This is a genomic window from Mycobacterium sp., from assembly GCF_032161845.1.
Lineage (GTDB): Bacteria > Actinomycetota > Actinomycetes > Mycobacteriales > Mycobacteriaceae > Mycobacterium.
On the sequence record NZ_JAVRQA010000029.1, the window covers coordinates 1 to 12,679 of the forward strand.

The window sequence follows — 12,679 nt, forward strand, 5'->3', positions numbered from 1 at the left end:
AGCCCGAGGAAGTCCATCTTCAGTAGGCCGATGGCCTCGCACGACGGGTAGTCCCAGCCGGTGATGACGGCACCGTCCTGCGCACGCTTCCACAGCGGAATCGCGTTGACCAGTGGCTCACTGCTCATGATCACCGCGCACGCGTGCACGCCTGCGTTGCGCACCAGACCTTCGAGACCTCGCGCGGTCTCGTAGATCGTCTGCACCTCGCGATCGGTCTCGATCAGACTGCGAACCTCGGCGGCTTCCTTGTACCGCTCGTGCGTCGGATCGGTGATGCCGGACAACGGGATGTCCTTGGCCATGATCGGCGGTGGCAGAGCCTTGGCGATGCGGTCGGCGATCGCGAAGCCGGGCTGACCGTAGTGGACGCGCGCGGAGTCCTTCAGTGCCGCCTTGGTCTTGATGGTGCCGAACGTGATGACCTGAGCCACCCGGTCGCTACCCCACTTGTCGGCCGCGTAGCGCACCATCTCGCCGCGCCGGCGATCGTCGAAGTCGATGTCGATGTCGGGCATCGACGCGCGCTCTGGGTTGAGGAAGCGCTCGAACAGCAGTCCGTACTTGATGGGATCGATGTTGGTGATGGTCAGCGCCCACGCCACCAACGAACCCGCCGCCGAGCCTCGACCGGGACCGACCCGGATATCGACCGAGCGCGCGTAGTTGATCAAGTCGGCGACGATGAGGAAGTACGACGGGTAGCCCTTGTCGCAGATGACCTTGCTCTCGTATTCGGCACGGTCGACGTACTCCTGCGGCACCCCGGCCGGGAAGCGTCGCGTCAATCCTGCGGCGACCTCGTGTCCCAGCCACGACGCCTGATCGTGGCCGTCGGGGACGGGGAACACGGGCATCCGGTCGCGGGGCGTCCACACATCGGCGTAGGACTGAACACGCTCGGCGATCAACAGCGTCGAGTCGCAGGCGCCCGGCACCTCGTCGTCCCACATCTTCCGCATGTCGGCCGCCGACTTGAGGTAGTAGCCGTCGCCGTCGAACTTGAAGCGCGTGGGGTCGGTCAACGTCTTGGCCGTTTGCACGCACAACAACGCTTCGTGGTTGTGGGCGGCTTCCCGCGTCACGTAGTGGCAGTCGTTGGTGGCCAACGGCGGAATGCCGAGTTTGCGGCCCACCTCGAGCAGGCCTTCGCGCACCCGCCGCTCGATCTCGATGCCGTGGTCCATCAGTTCGAGGAAGTAGTTCTCCGGTCCGAAGATGTCACGCCACTTGGCTGCTGACTCCAGCGCCGCCTGGGTGTGGCCGAGCCGCAGCCGGGTCTGCACCTCGCCCGACGGGCAGCCGGTGGTCGCGATGATGCCCGAGGAGTTCTCGGCGATGATCTCGGCGTCCATTCGCGACCACTTGCCGAGCTGGCCCTCGAATGAGGCGAGCGAGGACAACCTGAACAGGTTGCGAAGGCCCGTCGCATTCTCCGCGACCATCGTCATGTGGGTGTACGCACCGCTACCGGAGACGTCGTCGGACTTCTGGCTGGGGTCACCCCACAGCACGCGTTTGGTGTCGAACCGCGAGGCGGGCGCGATGTAGGCCTCCACGCCGATGATCGGCTTGATGCCGATGTCAGTGGCCGCGTTGTAGAACTCGCTGGCCCCGAACATGTTTCCGTGGTCGGTCATGCCCATCGCGGGCATCTCCAGCCGCTGCGCCTCGGCGAACATGGGCTTGACCTTCGCGGCACCGTCGAGCATCGAGTATTCGGTGTGATTGTGCAGGTGCACGAACGACTTGCTCATAGGGCCGACAGTCTATTGCTGCCCTCCGACGGCGCTCGGCGTGTCGGCGTCCGTGTCGCAGCGAGTCGGTCGAATCTCTTCCCCGGCGACTAGACCGTGCGCGACCACGCGCTCCAGTTGCTTGGTGATCAGGCACATGTCAGCGGCGTCGTCGACGAAGCCGGCATAGAAACCGACGCCCAACAACATCGCGTGCAGCATTTCGACGACGGGAGCGATTGCGGTCTCCTTGGACAGCTCACCGCGGGCCTGCGCGGCGTCGACGAGCGTCACGAGCAGTTCCTGCAGGCCGTTGCCCGCGTAGGCGCGCAGTTCCGGATTCCTGGTGGATTCGAGGCGGGCACTGACCATGAACGCGAGCTGGGAGCGATCGCGGTAGTCGGCTTCGTGGATCGCCGCGACCAGGGCGGCGAACTGCTCGACCAGGGTGCTCGGCCGCTGCGCCTTCTCGATCACCTCGGCGATGAACCCGCTGGACTCCGCGACCAGCGTCTCGTAGATCGCCTCGCGCGATGCGAAGTAGTAGTGCAGTGTCGGGCGACTCAGCCCCGCAGCGACCGAGATGGCCTGGAAGGTGGCGGCCTGGTACCCACGCTCGATGATGACCTGCCGCGAAGCGGCGAGAATTCGACTGCGCGTCTCCGCCGAATCCGAGTTGACGGGACGGCCCCGTCGACGGGCGACCAACACCGGCCGATCGTCACACTGCGCCATGCTGGCAAACGGTATTGCATTGCTGCTAGCTGGTCAAATATTAACCTCCCGCAAACATTTGGTCAGATACTCGGCGACCGCCGGATCGGTTGTCAGGCCGATTGCGTCGCGATACGCCGCTGCGGACTCGACCGTCCGCCCGGCCGCCGCGAGGAGGCGGGCTCGGACCACCACGGCGGGCGCAAAGCGCTCGGCATCGACGCCGTCCAGGCTGCGGAGTCCCGCGAGCGGGCCGTCGATCTCGCCGTCGAGCGCCGCCAGCGCCACCCGGGCACCCAACGTCGGCGCGACTAAAACCAATGCCCGGTAGAGCATTCGCACGGTGGCGGGATCCACCGGTCCGCCGGACGTGCCGCTGCAGTGGGCGGATTGGATGGCCGCCTCGTACTGGAACCGACCAGGGCGACCGTGCCGGTGTGCGCGTGTCAGCAGTTCCTCGCCGCGTCCGATCAACGCCAGGTCCCACTGAGTCGTGTCCTGCTCCGCCAACGGGACGAAGCACCCGTCGGCGGTCAGGCGCGCGGGTCGCCGCGCTTCGGCAAGGCAGACCAGAGCCGCCAGGCCGAGGGCTTCGGGTTCGCCGGGCAACAATTGAGCAACGGTCAGCGCCAAGTGCAACGCCTCGGCCGACAGCGAGTCGATCAACGCGCCATCGGGCACGAGTTGCCAGTCGATCGCGTAGGCGCCGTAGACGGCTTCCAGCACCGCGGGCAGGCGTACGGCGAGATCTTCGCGCTGAGGCACCACGAACGGGATCCCGGCGTCGCGGATCCGCCGCTTCGCCCGCACCAGGCGTTGCGCCATCGCGGCGGGTTCGACGGCGAACGCCCTGGCGATCGCCGCCGAATCCACGCCGAGCACGGTCTGCAGCATCAACGGGGTCCGCACTGACGGGGCGATGGCGGGATGGGCGCACACCAGCATCAGCTCGAGGCGTCGATCGGGAATTGCGGACACTCCGGACACATTGAGATCCTCTGCATCCCAACGGCTTTCGTCGAGCGATGCGCTCAACCGGTACCCCGACGACTTCCATAGGTCGCGCAGTCGGTTGCGCGCCACCGTCAGCAGCCAGGCTTCGGGATTGGCGGGGACGCCGCCGACCTCCCACCGGGTCAGGGCCCTCTCGAAGGCCTCGGAGAGGGCGTCCTCGGCGGCCCCGATGTCGCGCCCCGGGGCGGCCAGCAACGCCAGCAGCCGACCGTACGATTCACGCGTGACCGCCGCGACGGCCGTCGCCACCGGTGACGGCACGGCGTTCAGGGGTTGTACCACCCTCGGTCGGCGGCGTAGGTCCGCGCGACCGGTCGAATCTCGACCGAGCCCCAGCCGTTCGCCGGATTCCGCTGGGCCCACTTCAATGCCTCGTCCAGGTCGGGAACGTCGATCACGAAGATGCCCCCGAGCTTCTCCTTCGTGTCGGCGAACGGGCCGTCCTGGATCTCCGGCGCACCGTTGCGAGCCGTCACCGTCGTCGTGCTCGCCACGACGTCCAGCACCTCGGTGGTGATCAGGACTCCGGCGGCGGACAGGTCGTCGGCGTAGGCGGCGAAGGCGGCCATGGCCGGCGCCATGTCCTCCTCGGTCATGCCGAGCGACGATCCTTCTTCGTAGTGCATCAGCAGGCAGTAACGCATGGTGTCGTCCTCTAGTCGGGTCGCGGACAAGCTCGGATCGAGCTCGTCACCGTGATGACGATTCAGGCGCGGTCGTTTCGACAGTTCCCCGCATCGACGGTGGCGACTTCTTGCGGAGCGAGCCGACGGTCATCACCCCGAGCGCCACCCAGATCAGCGCGAAGCCGATCCAACGACCCACCGGCATCGGCTCCTGCCCGACGAGAACGCCCCACGCCATCTGCAACGCGGGATTCAGATAGAACAACAGTCCCATGGTGATCAGCGGCAACCGCTGCGCTCCGGCGGCGAAGAGCAGCAGCGGCACGGCGGTCACGGGACCGGCCAACAACAGCAGGACGGTGTGTCCGGTTCCGTACCCGACGAAGTGGCCCTGACCCAGCGCCTGGAGGGTGATCAGGTAACCGCCCGCCAACGGCAATGCGAGGAACGTCTCGACGGCGACGCTGACCCGCGGGTCCGCCACCACCACCTTTTTGACCAGGCCATACAGGGCGAAGGTGACGGCAAGTCCGGCGGCGACGTACGGCGGTGCGCCGACCTCGGCGGTCAGCACCACCACGGCGACCACGGCGAGGGCCAGGGCGATCAGCTGCCACCGTCCGATGCGCTCCCGAAAGACGAGCACGCCGAGCGCCACCGTGACCAGGGGGTTGATGAAGTAGCCCAACGCCGCATCGACGACGTGGCCGTTGGTCGCGGCCCAGATGTAGATGCCCCAATTGATCGAGATCAGCACCGACGCCGCCAGTAGCAGCAACCAGGTGCGGCCGGTGAGCCTCCTCAGGTCCCCGAGGCGGCGGGCCACGACGAGCACCAGGAACAGGCTCAGCGCGCTCCACACGATGCGGTGCGCCAACACCTCCAACGAGCCGGCAGGCAGCAAGAGAGGGAAGAAGCCGGGGCAGAGACCCCACCAGACGTAGGCCGCGACGCCGGCCAGCACGCCGGAGCGGCGGCGGGATTCGGCGACCGACTCCTCGGTCACGACTCGTGGTGACGCAGCACGTCGAGCGCGTGTTGGAGGTCGGCCGGATATGGGCTGGTGATCTCGATGCGACGGCCGTCCGCGGGGTGGGCGAACGCCAGGTAGCGAGCGTGCAGCCACTGTCGTTCCAGCCCGAGCCGGTTGGCCAGGGTCGGATCGGCGCCGTAGGTCAGGTCGCCGCAACACGGATGGTGCAACGCCGAGAAGTGCACCCGGATCTGGTGGGTGCGGCCGGTCTCCAGATGAACGTCGAGCAGGCTGGCCGCGACGAACGCCTCCACGGTGTCGTAGTGGGTGATGCTGTGTCTGCCGCCCTCGCTGACGGCGAACTTCCAGTCGTTGCTTCGATGACGTCCGATGGGCGCGTCGATGGTGCCGCTGGAGGGATCCGGGTGCCCCTGCACCAGCGCGTGGTACCGCTTGTCGACCGTGCGCTGCTTGAACGCACGCTTGAGCACGGTGTAGGCCCGCTCGGAGAGCGCGACGACCATCACGCCCGACGTCCCGACGTCGAGACGCTGCACGATGCCCTTACGTTCGTGCACGCCCGACGTGGTGATCCGGAACCCCGCTGCGGCCAGCCCACCGAGCACAGTCGGGCCGGTCCAGCCGACCGAGGCGTGCGCGGCCACCCCCGGCGGTTTGTCGACGGCGACAATGTCGTCATCGGCGTACAGGATCGACATGCCCTCGATGTCGACGGGCGGATTGTCCAGTGGCGCAGGCGCTTCCGGAAGGCGCACCTCGAGCCACGCTGCCGCGACCAGGCGATCGGACTTGCCAACCCGAGTTCCGTCGAGGTCGACTCCGCCGTCTTCGGCGAGTGACGCCGCCGCGGTCCTCGACAGCCCAAGCAGCCGTGCCAACCCGGCATCCACGCGCATCCCCGCGAGTCCCTCAGGAACCGGCATCGACCGGGTCGTCATCAGTCCCGCTCGGTATCGGCTTCGATTGCCTCGGCCGCGACTTCCGAACTGGCAGAGGTACGCCTTCCCTCGGAATCGAAGTCGAATCCGAACAGCGACAACCCGACCAGCAGGATGGCACCCCCGACCACCGCCGGATCGGCGACGTTGAACACCGGCCACCACCCGATCGACAGGAAGTCCACGACGTGACCGCGCAACGGACCAGGGGACCTGAAGAACCGGTCGACGAGATTGCCGAGCGCACCACCCAGAATCATGCCGAGGCCCAGCGCCCACCACGGCGACACCAGCCGCCGACCCATCCAGACGATGCCGATCACGACGCCGGTGGCCACCAGGGTCAACACCCAGGTGTAGCTGGTGCCCATCGAGAACGCGGCGCCGGAGTTGCGCACCAACGTCCAGGTCACCGTGTCACCGATGATGGAAACCGGCTGCTGCGGCGTCAGTAGCCGAACCGCAAGCACCTTGGTCACGACGTCCAGAAGCAGCACCACGGCAGCGACCGAGAGCAACAGGCGCAGTCGGCGCCGCCGCGGCGGCGGGTCAGTTTCGTCGCCCGCGGTCACGGGCTCCGCAGACCCCGTCGATTCGTCAGTCACTCGACCATCATCCCAAAGGGCCAATGGTGAACAATCGGCGCATGAGCGAAGCTTGCGCGCGAGTCATCGGCGGATGAGCCGCGTCGTCGTCATCACTACCGGTGGGACCATCGCGACGAGCACCGGTTCCGACGGTGTGGCGCGCCCGACCCGGACCGGCAATGACTTGACGGCGGGTCTCGCCCCCGGCGTTGACGTCGACGTCGTCGACCTGATGGCAGTGGACAGTTCGCAGCTGGTGCCCGCCGACTGGGACCGAATCAGCGCCGCGGTGGACTCCGCAGCGCTCGATGGGGCCGACGGCGTCGTGATCACCCATGGCACCGACACGATGGAGGAAACCGCGCTGTGGCTGGACTTGACCTACGGCGGTGACGTGCCGGTCGTGCTGACGGGGGCCATGCGAAGCGCCGACGCCGAGGACGCCGACGGTCCAGCCAACCTGCACGCCGCGCTGACCCTGGCAGCCAGTGCTGACGCCAGGCAGATCGGCGTGGTCGTGACCCTCGCCGGCACGATTTGGCAACCACTTGGACTGACCAAGACCGGTGCTGGCTTCGTCGGCGTCGAGGCGAGAGTCGCCGCCAGGCAACGGGCCTCGTTCGGCACGCCGTCCGCCGGGCGGGCACCCAGGGTCGATGTCGTCGCCACCTACGCGGGCAGCGACGCCGTGGCCATCGACGCGTGCATCGCGGCGGGCGCCAAGGGCATCGTGCTCGAATCCCTCGGCTCGGGTAACGCAGGGGCTGCGGTGATCGACGGCGTTCGGCGGGCGTGTGCCGCCGGCGTCGACGTGGTCATCTCCACCCGGGTACCCGGCGCGCGCGTCTCGGTGGGGTACGGACCGGGCCGGATGCTGGTCGACGCGGGCGCCGTCGTCGCGGCGCACCTGGCACCGCCGCAGTCCCGCGTCCTCCTGATGGCCGCGTTGGCGACTGGCCGGTCCGTCGCAGACGCCTTCGACACCTACGCTGGGCTGTCCTCGGCCGCCATCAACCTTTCGACGTAGGCCGGCCAGTCGAGGCTGTCCACGGGATTCGCGCGGGTCACGTCCGAATCGTCGTGCGGCAGGGTGTGTGCCTGTCCTGGCCCGGTCGCACGGGTCTCGAAGCGCACGGTCATGACGCCATGCCCCGCGCCCTGCACCCAACCGTGCCCGAAACGCGGGTGCGCGACGTCGTCGCCGATGCGCCACGCGGCCACCGTGTCGACCTGGGCCGTCAAGGGTCCGGTCTGGTGGCTGTCAGAGGCCTCGAGGGTCTGGTCGAGGTCGGGGAACAGCGACTCCTGCAGGACGTCGGAAAGCCCCGAGAAGCCAACGCCGATCAGGCGGACGGGTCCGATGTCGACCGGATCGAGCAGCAACCTGCGCGCAGTGCCGATCAGGGTGGCGGCGTCGGCCGTGGCGTATGGCAGCGTCGCGGATCGGGTGAGGGTGCTCATGTCGGACTTCTTGAGCTTGACGGTCACGGTGCGCGCACCGCGGCCGTCGCGCTCGAGACGTCGGTGCGCATGCTCACCGATCGGGTTCGTCGCCTCGCGCAACTGATCCAACGTCGTCAAGTCCTCCGCGAACGTCGACTCGGCACTGATCTGCTTGGCTCCCAAGCGTTCCGCCACCGGACGGTCGTCGATACCCTGCGCCAGCAGATGCAGGGCAGGCCCGACGGTGCCACCGAGGATGTCGGCCACCTCGGACCCGCTGAGCGCCGCCAAGGCTCCCACGGTGTCGATCCCCAGCCGGTGAAGCCTGTCCTCGGCAACCGGCCCGATCCCCCACAACCTGCGCACCGGCAGCCCGGCCAGAAGTGTGTGCTCCTCGTCGCGTCGGACCACCCGGATGCCGTCGGGTTTGGCCAACCCAGACGCGATCTTTGCGAGCTGCTTGCCCGAGCCGGCGCCGACGGAGGCGATCAGTCCCGTCTCGCGGCGCACGCGAGCGCGCAGCTCCTCGCAGAACCGCACCACGTCATCGGCGCCGGCGCCGATGAGCTCCGTCGGCTCGCCGAACGCCTCGTCGAACGACAGCTGTTCGAGCACCGGAACCACCGAGCGAACGGTGTCGAGGACCTTCCCGCTGGCCACCCCGTACACGACGCCGCGTGGCGGCAACACCACCGCCGACGGGCCGACCATTCGGCGCGCCTGGTGCATCGGCATTGCCGACCTTGCACCGAACACCCGCGACTCGTAGCTGGCACCCGCGACGACGCCGCGCCCTCCGAGTCCTCCCACCAGGACGGGCCGCCCGCGCAGGGTGGGTCGCGTCAACTGTTCGACTGAGGCGAAGAACGCGTCCATGTCGAAGTGCAGGACCCATCGCCCCTCCATGATGGCGATGTTAGGGCGCGCGCCCGACGAACCGGGCCCGCGACGTGCCGCGGGGGTCTGGAAGTTGTTGCGCTGACCAGCCGGTGAGGGACGGCAGAAAATCATTCCGTTTGCCGGAATTCGCGCTGCGGTGTGCAGCGACCGGACAATTGTCTACACTCAATTCGATTCGTTCATTTCATCCGATTCTGCAAGGAATTTCATGACCGTCCAATTGAAGCGAGTACTGGCCGCGCTCGCGTCTGGCTCGGCTCTCGCCATCGCTCCCTTGGTCTACGGGACGGTCGTGGTTCCAGCGATCAGCCACGCCGACGAAGGCGCCGAAGCCGATCAGCCGCCGCCCAACAACGACAAGGGTCTCAACTGCCCCGATGGCACCGTCGTCGACGAGCAGAACCGGCAGTGCGTCGACCTGGTCGCGGGCATCAGCAAGCAGTTGCAGGCCCTTCCCCCGCCTCCCGCATTGGCGGGTGGCGGTGGAGGATTGGGCGGTCTACCTGGCGGAATTCCCTCCCTCGGAACCGTGAACTTGCCTGACGTGGTCCTGCCAAGCCTCGGCCTCGGTCTGGTGCCGAACCTCAACGTCGCCCTGCAGCCCCAGCTCGGCGGCCTTTCGGCACCGGCGGTGGGACTGCCCTCGGTGCAGCTGCCACCTCCACCGTCGATCAACCCCTTGAACCCGCTTGGGCTTCCTCCGCCACCGGATCTGACGCCGGGGATCCCGTTCATCTGAGCGTTCAGCGCGCGAAATCTTCGTCGCCAAACTCGTCGCGAGTTACGCATTCGCGAAGCGCTGCAAATCGTTGAGCAGTCATTTATCGGAATTGTTCGCAGAGCCGCGAAATGGCGGTTGGTTAGCGGGAGCATAGTTGCTGCGTTCGATGCCGCTGACCGCGGAGTCCCCGCACTCCCTCGACGGGATTCGATGCGCGTTCGATGACGAGGCCTACTGGCGGGCGCGGTTGGGTGCCTTCGAAGCGGGTTCACCCACCCTGGACTCCCTGACGACCGACTCGTCGGGCACGACGTCCGTGGTCATGACGATGCGATTCGGCGGCGACCAGCTGCCGGACCCGATGCGGCGATTGCGCCTGGCGTCCCTCCACGTCGTGCAGCGCGAGCAGTGGCACGCAGTCGAGAGCGGAACCGCCAGCGGCTCCATCGAGATCGACGCTCTACGGACGCCGATGTCAGGGCACGGCTCGGTCCAGCTGACTGCGGCAGAGTCAGGCACGAACTTGGCAGGAACCGCAACGGTCAAGGTCAGTGTCCCTTTGATCGGGGGGGCCATCGCTACGTTCATCGCGGGACAGCTCGCAAACGGAATCGTCGACATCGTCCGGGTCACCGATTCATGGCTGTCAGAACATTCATGAGAAAGCATGTGCACGTGGACAACACGCTCGCCTACATCGATCAGGGCTCCTTCCTCGCCTTGCGGGCCCTTGGCCGCGGCCCGCTGATTCAGTTCACGTGGATCTACGACCGGGCAGTCGACATCGCCGGGCTGCGAAGGTTCCACGCCAATCTCGGATTCGGCCTGCTGGGCCGCCACATCGAAAGATCCGCGTTGCCGTTCGGTAGGGACCGGTGGGTCGCGGCTACTGGGCCTGCCGACGTCGATGTCGCCGCGCGCGACCGCCCCCGTGCTGAGGTGTGGGCGTGGGCAGACGAACGATTGCGCCTGCCCATCGATCCGCAGCACGGGCCTGCGTGGCATCTGGGCATGCAGCCGCTGACGAGCGGCGGCGCGGCGGTGACCCTGGTCGTTTCGCATTCGGTCGGCGACGCCAAGGCCATCATCGACGCCATCGTCGACGCCGTGGGTGGGGTCCGTCGCGATCTTGGTTATCCGACACCGGGTTACCGGACTCGTCGCCAGGCCGTGCGCGAGGACGGCACGCGGGTGTTGCGCGACGTCCCGGCGATGGCGAAGGCGGTGGTCTCGGCGGCCCGCGTCGCCCGCGCCGAACGCGACGGCCTTTCCACCTCGGCAAAATCCGGCGGTGGGCTGCGCTTTCGCGGTGCAGGCACCCCGATCGTGGTGCCCAATGCGACCGCCTTCTTCGACGTCGAGGGGTGGGATCGACGCGCGAGAGACCTTGGCGGAACCAGCAATTCACTGTTCGTCGGGCTGGGCGCGCGGCTCGGCCAGATCGTGGGCCGGGTCGACGAGGACGGGCTGGTGAGGGTGTCACTGCCGGTCAGCGAGCGCGCGGCAGGCGATACCCGGGCCAACGCCCTGACCGCGACCGCGGTGACAGTCGATCCGCGAAGGGTCACGACCGACCTCGGCGATGTGCGCGCGGATCTCAAGCAGGCGCTGACGGAGCTCGCCGACACCCCCAATGAACTTCTTGGACCGCTGGCGCTGGTGCCGCTGACCCCGGCCTTTCTCGTCCGCCGACTGGAAGGCATGGTTCAGCAGGTCGGCAACCCCGTCGGCTGCTCGAACCTCGGCGAACTCGCGCCGGAGACCAACCGGCCCGACGGCAGCGACGCCGATTACCTCACGCTCCGAATGTTGGAACCCAAGATCACCACGACGATTCTGGACCGCATGGGTGGGCTGCTGTTCCTTGGGTCGGCACGCGTTCATGGCCGTCTCTCCGTCAGCGTCGGCAGCTGGGTGGTCGGCGGGACGAACACGCGCGAGGCGTTGCGTGATTCGCTCCACCAGGCGTTGACCGACATGAACCTCTCCGGCACCGTCGAATGATCACACGGCGGTCCTTGGCATTAGCCTGAACCGCATGGCGCAACGTGTTCGGGACGTACCGATCTCTTCCGACTCCATCCGCCTTGGCCAGTTCCTCAAGTACGCGGGCATGATCGACAGCGGCGCCGACGCCAAGGGCGTGATCGGTGACGGACTGGTGCGCGTCAACGATGCCGTCGAGACGCGAAGAGGCCGCCAATTGCAGCACGGCGACTCCGTTGCGTTCGGCGACCAGGTAGCCCGCGTGGCGGCAGGCTGAGATCAGCCCCGGCGAGCCAGGTCAGGCCTTCGCGATCGACACCCGCACACCGTCGCCGATCTCCAAGCCGTCCGCTGGCTCGCCGAACTCGAAACTGGTGGCCAGGATTTCGCTCGCGATCAGGTCGGCGTGAGTCGTCGCCCAGTCTCGACGCTCGGACGGCACCGACATCGTCACGGTGATCCGGTCCGACACGTCCAGCCCGGAGGACTTGCGTAGGTCCTGCAGCTCACGGATGCGGTCCTTGGCCCAGCCCTCCGCCTCCAACTCCGGGGTGACGGTGCCGTCGAGGACCACCAGCCCCGCACCTTCGGGCAGCGCAGCCGTCCAATCGGGCTCGGCCGCAGCCAGTTTGGAGGTGTACTCGCCCGCTTGCAGCGTCGCCGGTCCCGCCGTGAGGGTGCCATCGGGGTTGACGACGCCCTCCCCCGCTTTGACTGCCTTGATCGCGGCCTGCACGTCCTTGCCGAGCCTCGGGCCGGCCACCTTCGCATTGACCGCCAGCTCGAAGCGGCCGTAGGCATCGATGTCGTTGGTCAACGCAACGGCCTTCACGTTCAGTTCCTCGGCGATGAGGTCGGCGAAGGGCCGCAAGGAGTCCGGATCCTCAACCGCGACCGTGAGTCTCGGCAACGGCAAGCGGACGCGAAGCTTCTTGGCCTTGCGCACCGACGAGGCCACCGAGCAGACGTCGCGGACCTGGTCCATCGCGGCCACCAGAGCGGGATCGGCAGGGAGTTCAC

General features: G+C 67.6%; 14 protein-coding genes. 5 read left to right on the top strand and 9 right to left on the bottom strand.

The window, feature by feature from the left end:
* From dnaE to lspA, 7 genes are all read right to left on the bottom strand, one after another.
* Positions 1-1,757 (bottom strand): DNA polymerase III subunit alpha (gene dnaE, locus QOD90_RS01790; RefSeq protein WP_526346074.1); only part of this gene is annotated, 1,757 nt, incomplete at its 3' end.
* Between the two features lie 12 nt (positions 1,758-1,769).
* A complete protein-coding gene (locus tag QOD90_RS01795; RefSeq protein WP_526346076.1) occupies positions 1,770-2,471 on the bottom strand; it encodes a TetR/AcrR family transcriptional regulator in 702 nt (233 codons plus the stop codon).
* Between the two features lie 33 nt (positions 2,472-2,504).
* Positions 2,505-3,668, bottom strand: coding sequence for an RNA polymerase sigma factor (locus tag QOD90_RS01800; RefSeq protein ID WP_526346097.1), 1,164 nt, complete (start codon positions 3,666-3,668; stop codon positions 2,505-2,507).
* A gap of 62 nt (positions 3,669-3,730) precedes the next feature.
* Positions 3,731-4,108 carry a YciI family protein gene (locus QOD90_RS01805; RefSeq protein ID WP_526346078.1) on the bottom strand — a complete coding sequence of 126 codons (378 nt, stop codon included), beginning with the start codon at positions 4,106-4,108 and terminating at the stop codon, positions 3,731-3,733.
* Positions 4,109-4,154: 46 nt separating this feature from the next.
* The gene (gene rarD, locus QOD90_RS01810) at positions 4,155-5,054 is read right to left on the bottom strand and encodes an EamA family transporter RarD (RefSeq protein ID WP_526346099.1); all 900 of its coding nucleotides are present in this window, start codon (positions 5,052-5,054) and stop codon (positions 4,155-4,157) included.
* A gap of 38 nt (positions 5,055-5,092) precedes the next feature.
* A complete protein-coding gene (locus QOD90_RS01815) occupies positions 5,093-6,022 on the bottom strand; it encodes an RluA family pseudouridine synthase (protein WP_526346080.1) in 930 nt (309 codons plus the stop codon).
* On the bottom strand, positions 6,022-6,627 hold the full coding sequence (gene lspA / locus QOD90_RS01820) for a signal peptidase II (RefSeq protein WP_526346082.1): 606 nt from the start codon (positions 6,625-6,627) through the stop codon (positions 6,022-6,024). Before lspA ends, QOD90_RS01815 begins: the two co-directional genes overlap by 1 nt.
* A gap of 73 nt (positions 6,628-6,700) precedes the next feature.
* Here lspA and QOD90_RS01825 point away from each other — a divergent pair, with 73 nt between their 5' ends.
* Complete coding sequence (locus QOD90_RS01825) at positions 6,701-7,636, top strand: asparaginase (RefSeq protein WP_526346083.1); 936 nt, start codon at positions 6,701-6,703, stop codon at positions 7,634-7,636.
* On the opposite strand, the gene QOD90_RS01830 is transcribed toward QOD90_RS01825, so the two are convergent.
* The gene (locus QOD90_RS01830) at positions 7,594-8,958 is read right to left on the bottom strand and encodes a DNA polymerase IV (protein ID WP_526346085.1); all 1,365 of its coding nucleotides are present in this window, start codon (positions 8,956-8,958) and stop codon (positions 7,594-7,596) included. The two genes, QOD90_RS01825 and QOD90_RS01830, sit on opposite strands and share 43 nt — an antisense overlap.
* 202 nt (positions 8,959-9,160) lie before the next feature.
* Between QOD90_RS01830 and QOD90_RS01835 the strand changes: the two genes are divergently transcribed.
* From QOD90_RS01835 to QOD90_RS01850, 4 genes are all read left to right on the top strand, one after another.
* A complete protein-coding gene (locus tag QOD90_RS01835; RefSeq protein ID WP_526346087.1) occupies positions 9,161-9,691 on the top strand; it encodes a hypothetical protein in 531 nt (176 codons plus the stop codon).
* Between the two features lie 136 nt (positions 9,692-9,827).
* Positions 9,828-10,334 (top strand): DUF2505 family protein, encoded by a 507-nt coding sequence (locus QOD90_RS01840; protein ID WP_526346089.1) that lies wholly within the window; start codon positions 9,828-9,830, stop codon positions 10,332-10,334.
* A 14-nt stretch (positions 10,335-10,348) separates the two neighbouring features.
* Positions 10,349-11,677: a hypothetical protein gene (locus QOD90_RS01845; protein WP_526346091.1), complete on the top strand. Its 1,329-nt coding sequence runs from the start codon at positions 10,349-10,351 to the stop codon at positions 11,675-11,677.
* A 34-nt stretch (positions 11,678-11,711) separates the two neighbouring features.
* Positions 11,712-11,936 carry an RNA-binding S4 domain-containing protein gene (locus tag QOD90_RS01850; protein WP_526346093.1) on the top strand — a complete coding sequence of 75 codons (225 nt, stop codon included), beginning with the start codon at positions 11,712-11,714 and terminating at the stop codon, positions 11,934-11,936.
* A 21-nt stretch (positions 11,937-11,957) separates the two neighbouring features.
* Here QOD90_RS01850 and QOD90_RS01855 read toward each other — a convergent pair.
* A partial coding sequence (locus tag QOD90_RS01855; protein WP_526346095.1) for a DUF5915 domain-containing protein occupies positions 11,958-12,679 on the bottom strand: 722 nt, incomplete at its 5' end.